Here is a 21327-nt window from a genome sequence, read left to right as displayed (position 1 = left end):
AGCGCGATCAGGGCGCTGGCCGCTCCTGTCCAAGCAGCAGCGTTGTCGCTTCGGGCGCTCGCCAGTCCCTCGCGCCCGTGAAGCGGAGGGACATCCTGCCGTCCGCCTCCACCAGGAAGGTGTCGGGCAACGTCGAGACCCCGAACCGCTGCTGCACCGCAGGGGATCCGGCCCGCACGACGCCGGGAGGGACCTCGCCCCCGAAGAAGGCGCGCACGACTTCCCAGTTCTCGTCGACGCTCACGGCCACGACCTGGAGCCTCCCGGCCTTCTCCAGCTGCTGGCCGAGCTCCAGCAAGCGCGGGAGCTCGGCGCGGCAGGGGCCGCACCAGGTGGCCCAGAAATGGAGCAGCACAGGCCGGCCGCGCAAGGCGGCGGCGCGAAGCGAGGTCCCGTCCGGTTGCTCGAAAGCAGCGTCGGGCACGCGCTGGCCGTCGTGGAGCCGCTCGACCGCGAAAGGGCGACCTGGCCGCCCGGCGCCGCGGCGGCGCTCCACGGCCCAGTAGAGCCCCACCGCGAGCGCCTGGGCGAGGATCAGGACGCCCGCGGTGACGGCGATCGTGCGGAGGCGGGAGCGCGCGCGCACCGGCTACTCCGCCGCAGGCGAGAGGGCCGGGCCGGCGCGCCGCGGAGGATCGGAGGCGCCCGCCTCGCCGGCGGCGTCCGCGCGGAGCCTCCCGCCGACCACGCTGTAGAGCGCCGGCAGGACGAGCAGCGTGAGCAGCGTGGACGAGATCACGCCGCCGATCACGACGGTCGCGAGCGGGCGCTGGACCTCGGCGCCGACGCCCGTGTTCAGCGCCATCGGCACGAAGCCCAGGGAGGCGACGAGCGCCGTCATGAGGACCGGGCGGAGGCGCCGCTCGGCCGCGCGCTCGATGGCGTCCCGCACGGGCATCCCGGCCGCGGTGAGCTGCCGGATGGTCGAGACGAGCACCATGTCCCCGAGCACCGCGACGCCCGACAGCGCCACGAACCCGACGCCCGCGGAGATGCTGAAGGGCAGATCGCGAAGCCAGAGCGCGACGACGCCGCCGATCGCGGCGAACGGGACGCCCGTGAAGACGCGGACCGCATCCAGGACCCGCCCGTACGTGAAGTAGAGAAGCAGCAGGATCAGCCCGAGCGCGATGGGAACGACGACGAGCAGGCGCGCCTGCGCCCGCTCGAGGTGCTCGAACTGCCCGCCGAAGCGGACGTAATAGCCGGGCGGGAGCTCGACCTCCCGATCGAGCCCCGCCCTCGCCTCCTCGACGAAGGTGCCCACGTCGCGGCCCCGGACGTTCGCCTGCACGACGATCCGGCGCTTGGCCCACTCGCGGTTGATCGCGGCCGGCCCCTCGGTCGTGCGGATCTTCGCGAGCCGCGCGAGCGGGATGCGCTCCCCGCCGGCCGCGGTGACCAGGATGCGGCCGATGGAGGCAGGGTCCTCCCGGTAGCGATCGTCGATGCGCAGCACCACGGGGAAGCGGCGCTCGCCCTCCTGGAGCTGCCCCACTTCCCGCGCGCCGAGGGCCTCGACGACATCCAGGACGTCGGCGGCCGCGATGCCGTGGCGGGCGATGGCGGCGCGGTCGACCTCGATCTCGAGCACGGGCTGACCCGTCACCTGCTCGGTCACGACGTCCGCGGCGCCGGGGATCTTCTTGAGGGCGGCCTCGATCTCGCGCGCCTTCTGCTTGAGCGTGTCGAAGTCGTCGCCGAACAGCTTCACCCCGAGATCGGCCCGGATCCCGGCGACCATCTCGTTGACCCGCATCTCGATCGGCTGCGTGTAGATGACGCGCATGCCCGGCATCCCCGCGAGCTCGGACTCCATCGCCTGGACGAGCTCGTCCTGCGTGGCGGCGCGCTTCCACGCCTCCCGCGGCTTGAGCGTGATGAACATGTCGGACAGCTCGAGCCCCATCGGGTCCGTCGCCACCTCCGCGGTGCCCGTGCGCGTCCAGACGCGCTCGATCTCGTCCGGGAACCTCTCCAGCAGGACCCGCTCGAGCCGGGTGCCGTAGCGGATCGACTCGCCCGCCGAGACCCCCGAGAGCCGCACGGTGTTGGCGACGAGGGTGCCCTCACGGAGCCGCGGCACGAACTCGGCGCCGAGCCGCGTCGCGAGGAAGGCCGCGTTGCCGAGGAGCAGCGCGGCCCCGGCGAGCACCGCCCAGCGCCACCGCAGCGCGAGCTGCAGCGCGGGCCGGTAGGCCCGCTTGAGGAGGCGCACGAGCACGTTCTCGCGCTCCTTCATGCGGCGCGGCAGGAGCAGGCTCGCGAGCGCCGGCATGAGCGTGAGCGACAGGATCATCGAGCCGATGAGCGCGAAGATCACGGTGAGCGCCATCGGCCGGAACAGCTTCCCCTCCGCCCCCTCGAGGGCGAGGATCGGCAGGTAGACGATCATGATGATGAGCTCGCCGAACATCGTCGGCTTGCGGACCTCGATCGAGGCGTCGCGCACGACCTCTGTCGTGCTCCGGTCGCTCGTGTCCTCCGAGAGCCGCCGGACCGAGTTCTCGACCATGATCACCGAGCTGTCGACGACGAGGCCGAAGTCGATCGCGCCGAGGCTCATCAGGCTCCCGGCGACGCCGGCGCGCAGCATGAGGTCGAACGCGAAGAGCATCGACAGGGGGATGGCCGAGGCCACGATGAGCCCGGCGCGGAGGTTGCCGAGGAAGACGAAGAGCACCGCCACGACCAGGAGCGTGCCCTCGAGCAGGTTCTTTCTTACGGTGCCGAGCACCTTGTCGATGAGCTCGGTGCGGTCGTACACGACGGCGACGTCGACCCCTGGCGGCAGGCTCTTCTCGACCTCCGAAAGGCGCGCCTTGAGCCGCGTCGTGACGTCGTGGCTGTTCTCGCCCATCAGCATGAAGCCGAGGCCGAGCACGACCTCCCCCTTGCCGTCGGCGGTGACCGCGCCCCGCCGGATCTCGCGCCCCTCGCCCACCCGGGCGACGTCGCGCACCCGGATGGGCGCCCCGCCCTTGGCGGCGACCACGATGTCCTCGATGTCGCTCACGCGCGTGGCGATGCCGATGCCCTGGATCAGGCTGGATTCGCCGGCCTGGTCCAGGTTGCCCCCGCCCACGTTGGCGTTGTTGCGCTCCAGGGCGTCCGAGAGGTCGTGGAGCGAGAGCCCGCGCGCGGTGAGCTCCGCCGGGTCGACGAGCACCTGGATCTGCCGCTCATCGCCGCCCCACGCGTTCACCTCGGCCACGCCGCGCACCGAGCGGAGCTGCGGCGCGATGACCCAGTCGTGGACCGTCCGCAGCTCGCTCAGCGACTTGCCCTTGCCCGTGACGACGTAGTGGAACACCTCGCCGAGCCCGGTGGCGACCGGGCCGAGCTCCGGGCGATGGATCCCCGGCGGCAGCGTCACGGTCTGGAGCCGCTCCATGACGACCTGGCGGGCCAGGTAGATGTCCGTGTCGTCCTCGAAGCGGGCGGTGACCTGAGAGAGGCCGAAGCGGGAGAGCGAGCGGACCTCCTCGAGCCTGGGCAGGCCCGAGATGGCCTGCTCGACGGGGGCCGTGATCTGGCGCTCGATCTCGACGGGGGAGAGGGCCGGGGCGACGGTGTTGATCTGCACCTGCACCGGCGTCGTGTCCGGGAAGGCGTCGATCGGCAGCTGACGGAACGCCAGGACGCCCGCAAGGGAGAGGCCGATCGAGGCCAGGATCACGAGGAAACGGTGGCGGAGCGACCAGGTGATGACGGCGTTCAGCATCGCGCGCGCCTCAGTCCTCGCCGCAGCAGCCGGCGCCGATGCTCTCCTTGAGGGTCTCGGTCTTGAGCAGGAAGCTCCCTTCGGTCGCGACTTCCTCGCCCGGGCGCACGCCCCTGGTCACCTCGACGACATCGCCCTCGGTCGCCCCGATCTCGACCCGCCGCGCCTCGAACTGGTCGTCCGCGAGCCGCACGAACACGAGCTTCACCGTCCTCGCGCGCTGCACGGCCGCGCGGGGCACCACGACCGCCGCGCGGGATGGGGCGAGGATGCGCGCCCTGCCGAACATGTTGGCCCGCAGCGCGCCGTCCGGGTTCGCGAGCGGCACGCGCGCCTTGGCGGTGCGCGTGGCCGGGTCGATGGCCGGCGCCACATAGGTGATCTCCCCCTTGAGCTCGCGCCCCGCGATCCCGTCGACCTCGATGACCACGGGCTGCTTCAGCGAGACGGCCGGGAGGTCGGTCTCGGGGACGTCGAGCTCGGCCCACATGCTCGAGACGTCGACCACCTCGAACAGGGTCTCCTCGACGCCGACGAGCCTGCCCACGGTCGCCTTGCGCTGGGTCACGATGCCGGCGAGCGGCGTGGTGAGCGTGTAGCCCCCGCTGCCGCCCGCGCTCGCGCCCACGACGGCCAGGGAGGCCGCGAACGAGGAGCGCTCGGCGCGGGCGGCGTCGAGCTCCTGCTGCGCGGCGAGGACGCTCCGGCGCGACGAGATCCCCTCCTTTTCGAGCTGCTCCTCTCGCTTCAGGTTCTCCTCGGCGATCGTGAGGCGCGACTGCGCGCCGGCCAGCCGCGAGCGATCCGCCCCGACCTCGGCGCTGTCGATGACCGCGAGCGGCGCGCCCTTCTTGACCTCCGCGCCGACGTCCACGTGGAGCTGCCGGACGACCCCCGCGGCGCGGGCGTTGATCTCCGCGACCTTGAGCGCGTCGTAGGCGATCCTCGCGGTCACGGGGATGCCGCCGCCGCCCTGACGCTCGACGGCCTTCGCGGTGAGGATCCCGGCGAGCCGGGCCGTGTCCTTGGTCTTGAGCTTGACCTTCGTCCCGTCGGCAGGCGCGCCGTCGCTCGCCACGTCGGCCGCCGGCTTGCCTCCGCGCTCGGGGTGGCAGATGGGGCAGATGGACTCCGGGAGCTCGTGCTCTTTGCACCAGTCTCCCCTCGCCTGGAAGATGGGGGCGAGCCTCGGATTGCACTTCGTGCAGAGGGCTTCCAGCACGCCGTGCTCCTTGCACATGGCGCCCTCGACGGGCGCCGCGGCCCTGGGCCTGGCCTCCGCCTTCTCCTGAGCGGCGCGGTCGGTCCCTTTGGCCCCGCACCCCGACAGAACGGCGAGGAGCATGAGCAACACGATGTGAACGCGGCGGGGCATGTCAGCTCCCCTTCGGCGGCCTGACGATCTTCAGGTCGGGGTTGCACTTGAGGCACTGCGACTCGGGCAGCCCGTGCTCCGCGCACCAGTCGTTCGTGGCCTTGAAGGCCGGGATCAGCTCCGGGTTGCAGCGGGTGCACTGCGACTCGGGCACCTGGTGCTCTCCGCACCAGTCCTCGTGGGAGCCGGGCTTCACGTCGGCCGGCGCGTGCGCCGCATTCGCCTGCGTCTGCTCGGGCGCCGCCTTGCCGGCGCTCGGCGCCTCCTTCGAGCACGACACGGCACCGAGGGCGACGACGCAGAGCACGAGCGAGATGGAACGAATTTTCATGGGTGTATCCTTCCTTGTTGTTCACAACGTCACGTGACGGACGAGCCTCGGGCACGCCGTCGCCCTCACGCGCCAGCGCGCCGCCGCTCGGCGCAGCACCGCTATCACCGCCGCCGACTTGCCCGCGAGCGTGAAGCGCGAGCTGGGTGGAGCAGCGCTGAACGGACGCGCTGGAGCGGGCGCGCGACGACGCGTCGCGAGCATGCCTTCCGCTCGGACCTGGCAGGGCGCTGAACCACGCCGCGATCGCCTGAGGCCATCGAGGGCTGACGGGGCCCACGTGGAGCTCACAGGAGCGCGATCGACGGCTCGGGCCGGGGAGCGGCCATCAGCGCCGTGCTAGGCGCGGGGCCTTGGGACGTGGAGCACCTCGCGCGCCTCGGGCGACGGGGGCGCGCGCTCGGGCACGAGCAGCAGGAGCTCCACGGAGGAGGGCGCGAGCAAGACAGGAACGATGGGCGAGGGTGGGACCGCCGGGGCTCTCGCCGCGCAGCACCCCGAGGCGCAATCCAGGGGACAAGGGCAGTCCCCCTGGTCGTCGTCGTCGGGACACGACTCGCCGCAGTCGTCGACGGCCACGAAGGCGTACGCCACGGTCAGCTGGCTCATGACCAGGGCGAGCACGATCACGGAGAGCAGCCGGACGAGCCGCCGCGTCCATCGGGATCGGGGATGTTGCCTTCGCTGCCGAGTCACGAGCCGACAGAGCCTACCATGTGGACCGAGGGGAGCGAGCACCAACAGCCGCAGGGCCGGCCAGGAGACACCTTCAGCAGCAGCCGTGCTCGCCGCGCCACGTGGCGACGCCCTCCTTGGCGACGAGCGCGGCGATGACCAGGGCAGCGATCGGGTCCGCCCACCACCAGCCGAGCGCCCCGTTGAGCCCGATCCCGGCGAGCGTCGCGAGCGAGAGCCAGACGCCCCGCCACGGCCAGCCATCGTCACGCGCCTGCCGGCTTGTCCGACAGCGATTGGATGCACATCCGCAGCCCCTCGCGGAGGTTCCGCAGCGTGGTCACGGCGGACAGCTCGAGGCCGAGCGACGTGATCAGCGCGGCCACCGCGGGGCGCACGCCGGTGATGACCCCCTTCGCGCCGAGCAGCTCGACCGCGCGGATGATCCGGATCACGTGATCGGCGGTCTCGCCGTCGATGCTGTCCACGCCGGTCATGTCGAGGATCGCATAGCGGGAGCCAGTCCTGACGATGGCGTCGAGCAGCTCCTCGGTGATCACCCCGGCCCTCACCCCGTCGAGCGTGCCGATCAACGGGAGCGTCAGCACGCCGTCCCACACCTGGATGATCGGGGTGGCGAGCGCGCGGAGCTCGTGCTGCTGCCGCTCGATCAACGACAGCTTGTCGCGGAGCTCCTGCTCGGTCCGCTGGAGCTCCTCGGCGATGCGGGCGCGCTCCTCGACCTCGCGCTTCAGCTTGTGCAGCGCGATGGCCAGATCCGTCTTCGTCGCCCGCTCCTCGTCGAGCAGGTGCTGCAGCCGGTCCTCCAGGCTGGTCGTGGCGGGGCGCACCGTGAACTCGTCGTGGGCGTCGCCCCGGGCGGCGAACGACGTCTGCTCGACGTCGCACTCCTCCCCGAAGAGCCGGGTGCAGTATCCGGCCAGCTTGCCCGCGATCATGCTGCTGCCCCAGCAGACATCGAGCTCCTTCTGGTAGACCGACTCCCACCCGTTCACCACGCGGAAGCGGGCCTCCTTCCGCTCCCGGTCAAGGGAGATCACGTGCCACACGCCCCAGCCCGCCGTGGCCGCGCCGACGCCGAGCGCCTTGAAGCCCTCCTCGAACGTCGGATAGCCGGAGATGTAGGTCCAGTCGTCGTCGATGCTGAGCCGCCCCCCGCTCTCCACGGCGAGGTTGAAGCGCTCGGTCCCCGCCATCCGCTGGAAGCCGGACATCAGCCCAACCACGCTGCTCGGCAGGAACATCGACACCGAGGGGACGCCGGCCCAGGTGCACTGCCCGTTCTCGATATCCCACTCGATCGCCATCCCCCCGACGACGACGCGGATCTTCTTGTCCAGAAGCTCAGGGCTTGTGCTCATAAATTCTCCGAGTCCACGAGCGCACCCGCCCGCCTGCCGCAGTGTACCGGCTCGACCCGGCGCGCGTCGCCCTCGACGGGCGAGCCACGACTGGCCTCGATCCGGCCAAGACGGCGCTCTGGGGCTCGGGACGCGCTGCCGCCACCCCACGCGCTCGTCCCGCAGAACCCCCCGCTCGTGGCCGAGAACCTGGCGCTCGTCGGTTCGTCCCTGATCTTCGCGCGCTCGGCTGGCAGTCTGGCGCGGCATGAAACCAATCTCGCAATGGCTGATGGCAGCCGGCCTGGTCACGCTGGCTGTCCCACAAACCGGGTGCAGCGGGGAGTCGCCCGCACTTCCCGAGCGGGACGAGCTCCGCGAGGAGCTCGAGCGCCGCCTCTCGGACGCGGCCGCGGCCGGGTTCTCCGGGTCGGTGTTGGTCACGGTCGACGGGGCCGAGGTGCTCGCGAGCGGCTACGGCTTGGCGGATCGAGACAACGACATCCCCAACGTCGCCGGCACGGCGTACGACTTCGGCTCCGTGATGAAGGACCTGACCGCGACGGCCATCTTCAAGCTCGAAGGCGACGGCGCGCTCGCGGTCACCGACTCGCTCGCGACCCTCTTCGATGACGTACCGGCCGACAAGGCCGAGATCACGCTCGTTCAGATCCTCCAGCACCGCGCCGGGTTCGACGAGTACCACGACACGGAGGGTGACTTCGAGCCGATGACGCGGCTCGAAGCACGCCAGCGGATCTTCGCGCAGGAGCTGCTGTTCGAGCCGGGAAGCAACGAGGAATACTCCAACTCCGGCTACACGCTGCTCGCCGACGTCGTGGAGACCGTCTCGGGACGAGCGTTCACGGACTACGTGCGTGACGAGCTCTTCGCTCCCGCCAACATGCGACAGAGCGGGTTCTTCGGTGACCCGATCTGGGAGCAGGTCGACACCGCGATCGGATACGACGCCTCGACCTTCGGGGAGAACGACCCCGCCGGATGGCCGTACAGCTGGTCGCTCGTCGGCAATGGCGGGCTGGTGACGACCGTCTCCGACGTCGAGCGCTGGCTGGTCGCGGTCTGGAAGGGGGAGGTGCTCGGTCCGGCCGCATTCGAGTCGTACGAGACGCATTACCTCTCGGGCGGCGCCCACGACCTGGAGGGCAAGACGGTCTACGCCGCGGCCGGCGCCGGGGACTATGGCCTTGGAGGGGTTGCGGTCGACTGCCCGGCGGCGAACACGCGCGTGATCCTCGGGACGAACACGTACGATGTGTTTGACATCGAGGGCTTCGGGATCGAGCTGGCGAAGCTGGTCCTCTCGGCCGAGAGAGGCGAGCTCAGTCGGGCAGAGTGATGCCGACGGTGTTCTCCAGGAGCCGCTGCCGGACCTCTCGCGCGCGATCGCGCGAGACGGGCACGCGGAGCCCCGGACCGACCTCGAGGATCAGCTCCCCGTCGAGCCGGCCGAGCCCGTGCACGTGCGCCGGAGCGACGAGCCAGTTGCGGTGCACGCGAAGGACACGGTCGCCCAGCGTGGCCCCGAGCGCGTTGAGCGAGAGGTCCACCGAGAACACGCCGTCGACGTGGTGGAGATAGGTGAGCCGCTCCGCCGCCTGAAACGCCAGCATGCCGTCGAGGTCCAGGAAGACCAGGCGGTCGTCTTTTCGCGCGACCAGGCGCGGGTTTCCTGCGCTCGGGGACGGCGCCCGGCGTCGCTCGAGGAGCCGCGCCACACACGTGGTGACGCGGTCGAGCGTGAACGGCTTGAGGAGATAGTCGACCGCGCCCATCTCGAACCCATCGAGCGCGTGCTGCGCCAGAGCGGTGGCGAGCACCACCGCCGGCGGGCTCGCGCGACCCGAGAGGGAGCGGGCGAAGTCGAGGCCCGACGTGTCTCCAGGGCGATCGACGAGGCGGATATCGACGAAGACGGCGTCGATGCCGACCTCGATGCGATCGAGCGCCTCTCGAGCCGCCTCGACGCTCGTCACCGCGGCGATGGTCCCGAAGCTCCCGGTATCGCGCAGCAGCTCCACGAGGAAGTTGCGCGCCGGCCACTCGTCCTCGACGACGAGAGCAGAGAGCTGTTTCATGCGGTCCTCCTGGGCAGCGTGACCTCCAGGCGCGTCCGGCCGGGCTTCGAGTCGATGCGCAGCGACGCGTCCGCCGATTCCAGGGCGACGCGGCGCCGCACCAGCGCGAGCCCCCGCCCCTCCGGCGGGACAGCGGCCAGGTCGAAGCCGGGGCCCTCGTCCTCGACGGCGCAGCGCAGGTGTCCTGCCTCCCCGGTGATCTGCAAGACGACACGGCCGCGCTCCCGTCGGCGCAGCGCGCCGTGGTGCACCGCGTTCTCCAGCAGGGGCTGAAGCAGCAGCACCGGGAGCACGCAGTCGTCCACCGAGGCGTCGACGTCCCATTCGAACGCGAGCCGCCCGAAGTGCCGAGACTCCAGGATGCGCGCGAAGCCCCGCAGCCAGCTCACCTCCTCGCGGACCGTGTGATGGGATCGGCGCGATCCCTGCATGATGTCCCTCAGCAGGTCGCCGAGCGTCGCGATCAGGGCGCGCGCCTCGGCCGGCTCTTCGGTCACCAGGCCGGCGATCGTGTTGAGCGTGTTCAACACGAAGTGAGGCTCGAGCGCAGCGCGGATGTGCGCGAGCTCGACCTCCTGGCGCAGCGCGCGCCGCTCGTGCTCGAGCCTCCGCTCGACGCCGATCTGTCGAGGCAGCTCGATCAGGAGGGCCCAGAAGCCGAACAAGGCGTCGCCGTCGAAGAAGCCCACGACGGCGGTGGCCACGAGCGGCCGTCGCGGTCCTTCTGGAAACACCTCGGGCAGCGCCGTGGCGAGCAGGAAGAAGATGGTGTTGGTGATGGAGCTGGCGATCCCGGCGGTGAACGCGAGCACGACGAGCTGACGCCAGATCGGCGCGCGCTGCGGTTCGATGCGGCGCGCCACCAGCGTGAGCGCGCCGAGGACCGCCGCGACCCACACCGCGGTGCCCAGCCCGCGCCAGGGCTCGAAGCTTCCATGGTCGATCCAGTCGAGGAGCCAGAGCACGGCCGTGGTGATCACCACGGCCTTGCCGACGTGGGCCTTTCCCTGGCTCGCGGGCTCCTGCGTCACCCGTTCAACGCTAGCAGCGCCGGGCCCCCGGTGTCGGGGAAGCCGCCTCCGTGCGGTCGCGCGCCGCTCGCGCGCGATCTCGCTCCATCGCCGGTCCCCGCGCGGCGACAGATTCCCTGTCTGCCGCGCTCGGGAGCGGCGCTCGCCGCGCGCGGGCGCACCGCGGCCGCGATTGTGGCGAGTCGCTCCGCTCACGTAGACTGCGGCCCCGATGCTCCTCACGCTCACCACCACGCACCGGCCTGCGACCGACCTCGGCTACCTGCTCGTCAAGAACCCTGCGAACACGCAGTCGTTCCCGCTGTCGTTCGGCAAGGCGCACGTGTTCTATCCGGAGGCGACCGAGGAGCGGTGCACCGCCGCGCTCCTGCTCGACGTCGATCCCGTGGACCTCGTGCGCGGGCGCGGCGCGGGCGAGCCCGGGACGCTCGCGCAGTACGTGAACGACCGGCCCTACGTCGCCTCGTCGTTCCTCTCCGTGGCGATCGCGCAGGTCTTCGGCTCGGCGCTCGGCGGCAAGTGCCGCGACCGCCCGGAGCTCGCGGACGCGCCGATCCCCCTCTCCGCCACGATCGAGGCGCTGCCGTGCCGCGGCGGAGAGGCGCTGCTCCGGCGGCTCTTCGAGCCGCTCGGCTACGAGGTCGCGGCCGAGCGCCTCCCGCTCGACGAGGCGTTCCCGGAGTGGGGCCAGAGCGCCTACCTGCGCGTCTCGCTCGCGAGGACGTGCCGGCTCAGGGAGCTGCTCGCGCACCTCTACGTGCTCGTGCCCGTGCTCGACGACAAGAAGCACTACTACGTGGGCGACGCCGAGGTCGACAACCTCCTCGCCAAGGGCAAGGGGTGGCTCGCGGAGCACCCGGAGCGCGAGGCGATCGCGCTCCGCTACCTGAAGCACAGCCGGCCGCTCTTCCGGGCCGCGCTCGCGCGGCTCGTGGCCGACGACGAGGCGAGCCCCGAAGAGGCCGAGGACGAGAAGGCCGCGCCCGAGGACCGGGGCGAGGCGCGGATCAGCCTCGACCAGGCGCGGCGCGAGGCCGTCGTCGCGGCGCTCCGCCGGGCCGAGGCGAGGAGCGTGCTCGACCTCGGCTGCGGCGAGGGCAAGCTGCTGAAGCGCCTCGTCGACGAGCGCGTGTTCGAGCGCGTCGCGGGCGCGGACGTCTCCGTGCGCAGCCTCGAGATCGCCAAGAACCGGCTGCGCCTCGACGACCTGCCCGACAAGCAGCGGCGGCGCATCCAGCTCTTCCAGGCGTCGGTCACCTACCGCGACGCGCGCTTCTCGGGCTACGACGCCGCGACCCTCGTCGAGGTCATCGAGCACGTGGACCTCTCGCGGCTCGGCGCGCTCACGCGCAGCGTCTTCGAGCACGCGCGGCCGCGCGTCGTCCTCGTGACCACCCCGAACGCCGAGTACAACGCGCTGTTCGAGGGGCTGCCGCGCGGCGCGCTCCGCCACGGCGACCACCGCTTCGAGTGGACGCGGGCCGAGTTCCACGCCTTCTGCGAGGGGGTCGCGGCCGCGCACGGCTACGCCGTCGAGCACCTGCCCATCGGCCCGATGGATCCGTCGCTCGGCGCGCCGACGCAGATGGCGATCTTCACGCGCGAGGGCAGCGCGGGCAGCGCGGGCGGCACGAGCAGCACGAGCGGCGCGGGCGGCGGAGAGGCCCAGGACGGCGGCGCGGGTAGCGCCCTCGCGCAGGCGACGGAGGTGGCGTCATGAGCGAGCAGGCCCCCCTCATCGTCCCTTCCCTCTCGCTCGTCGTGCTCATCGGCGCGTCCGGCTCCGGCAAGAGCACGTTCGCGAGGGCGCACTTCAAGCCGACCGAGATCCTCTCGTCCGATCACTACCGCGGCGTCGTGTCCGACGACGAGAACGATCAGGCCGCCAGCGGGGCCGCCTTCGAGGTCCTGCACTTCATCGCGGGCAAGCGGCTCGCGTCGGGGCGGCTCGCCGTTGTCGACGCGACCAACGTGCAGGCGGACGCGCGCAGGCCGCTCGTCGCGCTCGCGCGCGAGCACCACGTGCTGCCGGTGGCCATCGTGCTCGACATGCCGGAGAAGCTCTGCCACGCGCGCAACGCCGGCCGGCCGGACCGGCAGTTCGGCCCGCACGTCGTGCGGGGCCAGAGCCGCGAGCTGCGCCGCTCGCTCAAGGAGCTCCGGCGCGAGGGCTTCCGCTACGTGCACGTGCTCTCCTCCCCCGAGGAGGTCGCGGCGGCCACGATCGAGCGGCAGCGGCTGTGGACCGATCGCCGCGACGAGCGCGGGCCGTTCGACATCATCGGCGACGTCCACGGCTGCTTCGACGAGCTGGTCGAGCTGCTCGAGGCGCTCGGCTACAAGCTGGAGGGGCTGCCGGACGCGCCGCGCGCGTCGCACCCCGAGGGCCGGCGCGCGATCTTCCTCGGCGACCTCGTGGACCGCGGGCCGCGCTCGCCCGACGTGCTGCGCCTCACGATGGCGATGGTCGAGACGGGCGCCGCGCTCTGCGTGCCTGGCAACCACGACGTGAAGCTGCTGAAGAAGCTGCGCGGGCGCGACGTGAAGCCGACGCACGGGCTCGAGCGGACGCTCGAGCAGCTCGAGGCGGAGACGGACGCGTTCAAGGCGAAGGCGGCGGACTTCATCGACGGGCTCGTCAGCCACTACGTGCTCGACGACGGCAACCTCGCGGTCGCGCACGCGGGGGTGAAGGAGGCGTTCCAGGGCCGGGGCTCGGGCGCGGTGCGCGAGTTCTGCCTGTACGGCGAGACCACGGGCGAGACCGACGAGTACGGCCTGCCCGTGCGGTACAACTGGGCCTCGGAGTACCGCGGCAAGGCGATGGTGGTCTACGGCCACACGCCGACGACGGTGGCCGAGTGGGAGAACCGCACGATCTGCATCGACACGGGGTGCGTGTTCGGCGGCGCGCTCACGGCGCTCCGCTACCCGGAGCGCGAGCTGGTCGAGGTCAAGGCGCGCCGCGTGTACTACGAGCCCGTGAAGCCGCTCGCGCCGCTCGCGGGCGAGACGAAGGCCGAGCCGCGCGGGCAGGCCTACGACGTGCTCGACATCGACGACGTGCGCGGGCGGCGCGCGATCCGGACGCGGGTGCACGGCATGGTGACGATCCGCGAGGAGAACGCGGCGGCGGCGCTCGAGGCGATGAGCCGCTTCGCCGTGGATCCCCGGTGGCTCATCTACCTGCCGCCGACGATGTCGCCGAGCGAGACGGCGAAGGACGGGGGCCTGCTCGAGCACCCGCGCGAGGCGTTCGCGTACTTCCGGCAGAACGGCGTGGGCCGCGTCGTCTGCGAGGAGAAGCACATGGGGTCGCGCGCGGTGCTTGTCGTGTGCCGCGACGAGGCCGCGCGGCGGCGGAGGTTCCGCCTCGACGAGGGGCCGCTCGGCGTGTGCACGACGCGCACGGGCAGGCCGTTCTTCTCGGACGAGGCGCGGAGCCGGGAGCTCATCGACCGGGTGCGGGCGGCGATGGATCGGGCGGATCTGTGGGCCGAGCTGCGCACGGACTGGGTCTGCCTCGACGCGGAGCTCCTGCCCTGGTCGGCGAAGGCGCAGGATCTCCTGCGCGGCCAGTACGCCGCCGTGGGCTCGTCGGGCCGCGCGTCGCTCGACGCGGCGGTGCGGGCGCTCACGATGACCGCCGCGCGCGACGAGAGCGCGCGGGGGCTGCTCGAGCGGCACGCGGCCCGGAAGGCGGCGATGGACGGGTACGTGGCGGCCTACCGGCGTTACTGCTGGCCGGTGCGGTCGCTGGCGGACCTCCGGCTGGCGCCGTTCCACCTGCTCGCGAGCGAGGGCGCGGTGCACGCGGCGCGGGACCACGGCTTCCACCTGCGGCAGCTCGCGCGGCTCGCCGAGGTCGATCCGGCGTTCTTCGTGGAGACCCCGCACCGCGTTGTCGACCTCTCGGACCCGCAGAGCGAGGCGCAGGCGGTGGCCTTCTGGACGGAGATGGTCGAGCGCGGCGGCGAGGGCATGGTGGTCAAGTCGTGGGAGTGGGTGGTCCGCGGCCCGCGCGGGCTCGTCCAGCCGGCGATCAAGTGCCGCGGGCCGGAGTACCTGCGCATCATCTACGGGCCGGAGTACCTGGCGCCGCAGCACCTCGCGCGGCTGCGCCACCGCAGCGTGTCGGGGAAGCGCGCGCTCGCGCTGCGGGAGTACGCGCTCGGCCTGGAGGCGCTCCACCGCTTCGTGGAGGGCGAGCCGCTGCACCGCGTGCACGAGTGCGTGTTCGGGGTGCTGGCGCTGGAGAGCGAGCCGGTCGATCCGCGGCTGTGACGGGGGTCGGCCAGACGTCTGGCGATGAATGGCCAGACGTCTGGCCGTCGAGCTCGGCGGCGACGATCCCGAGGGAGGCGCCGCGCCGGCGAGGCTCAGGGCACGGCCATCTCGAACGCCACCGCGTAGTTCGGCTGCGCGGTCCCCGTCATCGATCCGACGAAGGGATCGGAGTCGCGCAGCTGGCCCGAGCGCCACGTCCGGCCGGAGAACGCCGTGCCGTCGCTGGTCATGGCGTAGCCGACCCAGACGCCGGTCGCGGGGAGATCGCTCCCGACCGTGATGCGCACCGTGTCGCCCGAGATCGCGACGGAGCTGATCGGGATCCTGGTGCTCGCCGTGCGGACCTCGAAGCCGCGCCCTTGCGCCCACTCGGTGAGCGCGCTCTGGTGCGGCGCGGGGAGCGAGCTGTCCCAGGCGAGCGGCGGCACGGGCACGTGGAAGTGCACCGTGATCACGCGACCGCTGCGCTCGACCCGCGTCGGCTGGAGCGGCTGCCAGTCGCGGCCCTGCACGACCTTCTCGCTATAGATCTGCCCGAGCTTCTCTCCGAGCCGCTCGTAGCCGATCGCGGTCATGTGGATATTGTCGCTCGCGTACGGGTACTGGTACTTCGGCCCCGAGCAGATGATGTCGCCCGGGCGGTCGATCCCGGCCTGCCACTGCGCGAGCGTGGCTGCCGACCGCTGGTTCGCGCCGCTCGGATAGGCGTGCTGCTGGGACACGAACATCGGGATCGACCGGGTCTGCCCGGTCAGCGGCTTGAGATCGGCGTTGTAGTCGGACCAGAGCTTGATGAGGTCGTTCTTGTAGCTGGAGCTGCCGGCGTCCGACTCGCCGTGGGTGATCACGATCGCGCCGACGCCGTACGTCTTGCCTGCCGCGCCGGCGAGGCGGGCGATGGCGGCGGCCTCGAACAGCGACGCCGCGTAGGCCCGACCCGTCGAGCCGGTGTCGGTGGCGCCCTTCCGGATGACCGACATGGCCTGTCCGCTCTCGCCGACGACGGTGTGAACGCTGATGTAATCGCCGCCCGTCGCTGCCTGCACCAGCGCCGTGATCTGGTCCCCCATGGCCGTGTGCGGCGACTCGCCATAGATGTTGCGCGGATACGCGCTCGGGTAGCCCGTGGCCAGCGCGCGGATGGGCTCGACGAGCGGCACCATCGAGAGCGAGCCGTTCCTCGGATCGAAGGGCGGCACGGAGGCATTGCCCAGCGAGAGCTTGAGGTTGTGACGGCGCTGGGTGGTCGCCCTGGCCGGCGTCCCCTGCGCCCCGACGGACAGGCTCTGACCGGTCCCGATGATGCCGGCCCAGTCCCAGCCTGGGCCCGCGCCTCCGCCGCCCGAGCCTCCGCTGCCGCCTGAGCCGCCGCTGCCGCCTGCGCCTCCGCTGCCGCCCGCGCCGCCTCCGCCAGAGCTGGCCGAGGAGCTGCTGCTGGAGCTGCTCGAAGCGCTGCTGCTCGAGCTGCTCGAAGCGCTGCTGGAGCTGCTCGAGGCGCTGCTGGAGCTGCTCGAGGCGCTGCTGGAGCTCGCCGACGTCGAGCCGCCGTTCCCGTTGCCGTTGACCGACGTGATCGAGGGCTTCCCCGTGCCGTTCGCGCAGAACCCCCAGGTCGTCGACGCACCCGCTCCCGTCGACGCTGCTCCCAGCGAGCCGTTGTAGCTCTCGTTGGTGGCGTTCAGCTGCCCGTTCGACTGCGTGATCCGCGCGTTCCACGAGCTGGACAGCGTCGCGCCGTTGAGCGCGATCGAAAGGCCCCAGGACGTGCTCGGCTTGGAGCTCATGTTCTTCACGGTCACGTTCGCGCAGTACCCCGTCGACCACTGCGACTGGTACGACAGCTCCGCCGACATCGTCCCGTCCGAGCTGAGCAGCTCGCCCTCCAGCGACAGGATCTCTTCGTCGTCCGGAGACGCGGCGATGCAGGCGGCCAGGCAGCAAGCGATCGAGACTGAGCCCCAGCTCAGCAAGCTAGCAAAGCGCATGAATTTTCTCCTGAAAGCGGCCGAACGGGCCGCAAGCAAACTCCCCAAGATACCACGTTGGAACCGCGGAGGACACAGAGCTCCTTCGCGGGGGGCAGGGAGTTCCCCCCCAACCACCGAGTCGCGCTCTCGTCTGTGCCTTCTGCGCCTCGTTGATTCGTTCTCTCACGAGGCCAGGAGCGAGCTGCAGCCGCTCGGCGACAGAGCGCTCCGCGGCTGACTCGGGTCCGGGCTGCTCGGGCCGCGCGGGTCGCGGCGGGACGGGGCCCGCGGGGCGCGGGCCCGCTTCGTCACGGCGACAGCGTCACGGACTTCGCGTCGAGCGCGACTTCGTAGTAGCCGTGCGGATCCCAGTTCAGCGGAACGCCGTTCTGCTTGAGCGTGCCGCCGGCGACCGTCACGCGCAGGTACTTGCCCGGCGGGAAGTTGGCGGGGAGCTGCCACGTGTAGGTCGTCGCGCCGCCGGACGTCGAGGTGGTGGCGGAGGAGACCGCCTTCTGGCCGCGCCAGTAAGCGCCGACGTTGACCACGCTGTCGAGCCACATGTCGCCGAGCGCCTTCGAGTGCTTGACGTGATCGACGAAGGCCTGGAGCCCGATGGGCTGATAAGCGCCGTCGGAGCCGCCGGTGAAGCCGTGCACCAGGACGGTGCGCCACTTCTTGGCGTCCCGCGCGCTCGTGACCTGCTGGTCCAGCACCGTCGTGGAGGCGCCGGTCGGCGGGATGTAGCAGGGCAGCGTGAACGGATCAGTCGAGTCGTTCGGCCCGATGAGGTTGTTGGCCACGCCGCGGTTGATGAGGAAGCGCGTCCTGGCGATGCCCGTGTACACGGACGAGCCGTTCGGCGCCGCCATCGTCCACACCTTGGTCCCGAACCTGCTCTCGATGAACTGCGTCGCGGCGTCCGTATCGGAGCCGCTGTCGTTGCTCGAGTGGCTCTTCGTGTGGTTGCCGAGCTCGTGCCCGTCGCTCAGCGCCCTTTGCCACACCGAATTGGTCGATTCGGTCTTGCCGGTCTGGAGGTAGAAGGTGAACGGAACGTCGAGCGCGTTCAGCGTGTCGTAGTTCTGGATCTGGCTCGAGTTCGAGTCGTCGAACGTGTACGACACGGCGCCCGTGAAGCCGGCCCAGTTGATGACCCTGAACCCGCCGGCCGCGCCGGACGGCTTCGCCACGTTGCTGGGGCCTGGGGGCGTCGGAAGGCCGGAATTGACCACCGGGCCTCCACCGCTGCCGCCCGCGCCTCCGCCGCCTGAGCCTCCGCTGCCGCCTGCGCCGCCTGCGCCAGAGCTGGCCGAGGAGCTGCTGCTGGAGCTGCTCGAAGCGCTGCTGCTCGAGCTGCTCGAAGCGCTGCTGGAGCTGCTCGAGGCGCTGCTGGAGCTCGCCGACGTCGAGCCGCCGTTCCCGTTGCCGTTGACCGACGTGATCGAGGGCTTCCCCGTGCCGTTCGCGCAGAACCCCCAGGTCGTCGACGCGCCCGCTCCCGTCGACGCTGCTCCCAGCGAGCCGTTGTAGCTCTCGTTGGTGGCGTTCAGCTGCCCGTTCGACTGCGTGATCCGCGCGTTCCACGAGCTGGACAGCGTCGCGCCGTTGAGCGCGATCGAGAGGCCCCAGGACGTGCTCGGCTTGGAGCTCGCGTTCCTCACGGTCACGTTGGCGCAGTACCCCGTCGACCACTGCGACTGGTACGACAGCTCCGCCGACATCGTCCCGTCCGAGCTGAGCAGTTCGCCCTCCAGCGACAGGATCTCTTCGTCGTCCGGAGACGCGGCGATGCAGGCGGCCAGGCAGCAAGCGATCGAAACCGAGCCGAAGCTCAGCAAGCTAGCAAAGCGCATGAATTTTCTCCCAGGAGCGGCCGGAGAGGCCGCAAGCAATATCGGTAAGATGCCACGCCGACGCGCCGCGCGCAAAGCATATGACACGACGCGCTCAACCTATCTTTGTTTCGTATTCCGCTTCGTGGTCCCCCGATTGCCGATTTCCCATTCTCGATGCCGACCAGCGACCCTTCGATCACACCACGTACCGAGTCAAGAACAATTGCTCTCTCAGCCCGCGACGGATCAAACACCATGCTGTAGTTCAATGTAACGAAGCAGCACAGGGCACATCGGCGAGCCCACAGCCATCAGTGGCAACGAAACTATTCATCGACGCGATTCGCCGACATCGCGTCTCCCATGGCCACCCGGGTTCCTTGAAGAGAAACTATTTGAACCACAGGCGCACAGAGCACACGGATGCTCCTCTGTGCCCTCGCTGCCTCTGTGGTTCGTGCGCGAGATCAGGGCCACGCATCGAGCGATGCGGTAACAGAGCACCCCTCAGCCGAATCGGGCCTGGGCGTCCCGCTACCAGGCCTGCGTGAACGATGTTCACGTCCAGGTCGTCTCGTCGCCGGACGTGTCGCTCGTCGCCTCCGCGAGCACTTTCTGTTCTGACCGACCCAGTAGGCCCCGACGTCGACCATCGTGTCGATCCACACGTCATTCAGCCCTTTGGCGTGCTTCATGCTATCGGTGATGCTCGCGAGCTCGACGTCGGCGTACCAGTGATCCTCGGTCGACAGGAGTGTGGTTGCCGAGCTCGTGGCCGTCCTGCATGGAGCTCGATTGGTACGTTGCTGTCCTGCCGCGCGGGAGCTCGGTCATCGATGGCGGGGCACACCGGCGTGCCACTCGACGCGCAGACGAATCCCCTCAGCTTGTCGGCATTTTCAGCGGAGAATTGAACAGGGAGGCGGGGAGACAGGGAGATCGGTGGGATTCCACTCCCCTCCTCCCCGCCTCCCTGTGAATTTTTCCGGGATTTCGAGGGAGGCTTCAGCTCTACGGGCTCATCCGCGTCGTTCGGCTCGCTGCGGCGTACCTTCGTATGCCTCGCTTCATTGCCTGACGGCTGAGCCCGTATCCCGCGAATCTGCAAGGAGCAGGAGGCGGCGGACGGCGCGCGAGCAGCGCTCCGTCCGCCGGGAGATCGCCGTCAAGCCGGGCGATCGAGCTCGTCCCAGAGGCGCACGTCGCTGCGCTCTTTCAGGAAGATCCCGCCGACGACAACGGTGATGAGCGCCACCGCGATCGGATAGAGGAGCCCCGCGTAGATGTTGCCCGTCGCGACCGTCACCGACGAGGCGATGAGCGGCAAGAGCCCGCCGAACACGCCGTTGCCGACGTGGTACGGGATCGAGAGCGACGTGTAACGCACCTTCGCAGGGAAGGCCTCGACGAGGTAGGCCGCGATCGGGCCGTAGACCATCGTGACGAACAGCACGAGCACGAACACGAGCGCGGTGAGCACGACCGGGTTGTCCGCGTTCTGCTTCATCGCCCAGAACACGGGGAAGAAGCCGATCGCGCCGCACAGGTTGCCCGCGAGCATGATCTTCTTGCGGCCGATGCGATCCGAGAGCGCCCCGAAGAACACGAAGAACGGCATGCCGAGGGCGAGCGCGGTGGCGATCACGATCGTGGCCGTGATGAACGGGACCTTGAGCGTGTTCTGCAGGAAGTAGAGGGCATAGAACTGCCCCGTGTACCAGACCACGCCCTGGCCGGCCGTGGCGCCGAAGAGGGCGATCAGGATGACCTTCCAGTTGCGCTTGTTGCCGAGGCTGTCCTTGATGGGAGCGGTCGACGTCTTCCCCTCGGCCTTGAGCTTGCTGAAGATCGGCGACTCCTTGAGGCGGGAACGCACGTAGAAGGACACGCCGACGAGGAGGACCGACAGGAGGAACGGGATGCGCCAGCCCCAGTCCTTGAAGGCCTCCTCGCCCACGAGGAGGCGGGTGCTGAGGATGACCGCCAGCGAGACGAACAGACCGAGCGTCGCCGTGATCTGGATGAACGAGGTGTAGAAGCCGCGCTTCTCGTCGGGTGAGTGCTCGGCGACGTACACCGCCGCGCCGCCGTACTCGCCGCCGAGCGCGAGGCCCTGAACGAGGCGGATCAGGACGAGGGCGATCGGGGCGAGGAGCCCGATCTTGTCGTACGTCGGCAAGAAGCCGATGAGCGCCGTCGCGCCGCCCATGAGCAGCAGCGTCACGAGGAACGCGTACTTCCGACCGACGATATCGCCGATGCGCCCGAACACGAGCGCGCCGAACGGGCGGACGACGAAGCCCGTGGCGAACGTGCCGAGCGTCAAGAGGAAGCTCGCCGTCGGGTTGTCCTTCGGGAAGAAGTGCGTCGAGATGATCGCGGCGAGACTCCCGAAGATATAGAAGTCGTACCACTCGATCATCGTGCCGCCAGCGGACGCGAAGATGACCTTCCAGAGCGTGGAGCTGCTGACAACCTCACGCGCGGCCGCGGGGGCCGGGCTCGTGGGCGTCACGGCGAAGGTTTGGGGAGACGTCTGTGCCATGAGAACGGTTCCTCGGAGGAGCTCCAGCGCTTGTCGAGAGGGCCGGAGACGGGCTTGGAGGCGCGCCGGGCGGAAAGAGGCAGCCAGGGTGTTC

General features: G+C 70.6%; 14 protein-coding genes. 3 read left to right on the top strand and 11 right to left on the bottom strand.

Features of this window, described 5'->3' with window-relative positions:
- Positions 1-7: 7 nt before the first annotated feature.
- The 6 genes from WME82_RS15385 to WME82_RS15360 form a co-directional block, all read right to left on the bottom strand.
- Positions 8-586: a TlpA family protein disulfide reductase gene (locus tag WME82_RS15385; protein ID WP_438043450.1), complete on the bottom strand. Its 579-nt coding sequence runs from the start codon at positions 584-586 to the stop codon at positions 8-10.
- A 3-nt stretch (positions 587-589) separates the two neighbouring features.
- Positions 590-3724 carry an efflux RND transporter permease subunit gene (locus WME82_RS15380; protein ID WP_438043449.1) on the bottom strand — a complete coding sequence of 1045 codons (3135 nt, stop codon included), beginning with the start codon at positions 3722-3724 and terminating at the stop codon, positions 590-592.
- A 10-nt stretch (positions 3725-3734) separates the two neighbouring features.
- The gene (locus tag WME82_RS15375) at positions 3735-5099 is read right to left on the bottom strand and encodes an efflux RND transporter periplasmic adaptor subunit (protein WP_438043448.1); all 1365 of its coding nucleotides are present in this window, start codon (positions 5097-5099) and stop codon (positions 3735-3737) included.
- Between the two features lies 1 nt (position 5100).
- On the bottom strand, positions 5101-5430 hold the full coding sequence (locus WME82_RS15370) for a hypothetical protein (protein ID WP_437871993.1): 330 nt from the start codon (positions 5428-5430) through the stop codon (positions 5101-5103).
- A 339-nt stretch (positions 5431-5769) separates the two neighbouring features.
- Positions 5770-6039, bottom strand: a complete 270-nt coding sequence (locus tag WME82_RS15365) for a hypothetical protein (protein WP_438043447.1) — start codon at positions 6037-6039, stop codon at positions 5770-5772.
- A 332-nt stretch (positions 6040-6371) separates the two neighbouring features.
- A complete protein-coding gene (locus tag WME82_RS15360) occupies positions 6372-7487 on the bottom strand; it encodes an STAS domain-containing protein (protein ID WP_438043446.1) in 1116 nt (371 codons plus the stop codon).
- Positions 7488-7758: 271 nt separating this feature from the next.
- Between WME82_RS15360 and WME82_RS15355 the strand changes: the two genes are divergently transcribed.
- Positions 7759-8826: a serine hydrolase domain-containing protein gene (locus WME82_RS15355; RefSeq protein WP_438043445.1), complete on the top strand. Its 1068-nt coding sequence runs from the start codon at positions 7759-7761 to the stop codon at positions 8824-8826.
- Here the strand turns inward: WME82_RS15355 and WME82_RS15350 are convergent.
- Together WME82_RS15350 and WME82_RS15345 are read right to left on the bottom strand one after the other, a co-directional pair.
- On the bottom strand, positions 8810-9565 hold the full coding sequence (locus WME82_RS15350) for a LytR/AlgR family response regulator transcription factor (RefSeq protein WP_438043444.1): 756 nt from the start codon (positions 9563-9565) through the stop codon (positions 8810-8812). The genes WME82_RS15355 and WME82_RS15350 overlap by 17 nt on opposite strands.
- Positions 9562-10596: a sensor histidine kinase gene (locus WME82_RS15345; protein WP_438043443.1), complete on the bottom strand. Its 1035-nt coding sequence runs from the start codon at positions 10594-10596 to the stop codon at positions 9562-9564. The genes WME82_RS15350 and WME82_RS15345 overlap by 4 nt, the downstream gene beginning before the upstream one ends.
- 211 nt (positions 10597-10807) lie before the next feature.
- Between WME82_RS15345 and WME82_RS15340 the strand changes: the two genes are divergently transcribed.
- Both WME82_RS15340 and WME82_RS15335 read left to right on the top strand, forming a co-directional pair.
- On the top strand, positions 10808-12316 hold the full coding sequence (locus WME82_RS15340) for a 3' terminal RNA ribose 2'-O-methyltransferase Hen1 (RefSeq protein ID WP_438043442.1): 1509 nt from the start codon (positions 10808-10810) through the stop codon (positions 12314-12316).
- Positions 12313-14880, top strand: a complete 2568-nt coding sequence (locus WME82_RS15335) for a polynucleotide kinase-phosphatase (protein ID WP_438043441.1) — start codon at positions 12313-12315, stop codon at positions 14878-14880. The genes WME82_RS15340 and WME82_RS15335 overlap by 4 nt, the downstream gene beginning before the upstream one ends.
- A gap of 95 nt (positions 14881-14975) precedes the next feature.
- Here WME82_RS15335 and WME82_RS15330 read toward each other — a convergent pair whose 3' ends face one another.
- The 3 genes from WME82_RS15330 to WME82_RS15320 all read right to left on the bottom strand — a co-directional run bounded on the left by WME82_RS15330 (position 14976) and on the right by WME82_RS15320 (position 21233).
- On the bottom strand, positions 14976-16868 hold the full coding sequence (locus tag WME82_RS15330; RefSeq protein ID WP_438043440.1) for a cellulose binding domain-containing protein: 1893 nt from the start codon (positions 16866-16868) through the stop codon (positions 14976-14978).
- Between the two features lie 290 nt (positions 16869-17158).
- On the bottom strand, positions 17159-18706 hold the full coding sequence (locus WME82_RS15325; protein WP_438043439.1) for a cellulose binding domain-containing protein: 1548 nt from the start codon (positions 18704-18706) through the stop codon (positions 17159-17161).
- 1147 nt (positions 18707-19853) lie between these two features.
- Positions 19854-21233, bottom strand: a complete 1380-nt coding sequence (locus WME82_RS15320; RefSeq protein WP_438043438.1) for an MFS transporter — start codon at positions 21231-21233, stop codon at positions 19854-19856.
- Positions 21234-21327 lie beyond the last annotated feature (94 nt).

Source organism: Sorangium sp. So ce128 (assembly GCF_051525245.1).
Classification (GTDB): domain Bacteria; phylum Myxococcota_A; class Polyangia; order Polyangiales; family Polyangiaceae; genus Sorangium; species Sorangium cellulosum_B.
This window is presented reverse-complemented; position numbering and strand designations above follow the sequence as displayed.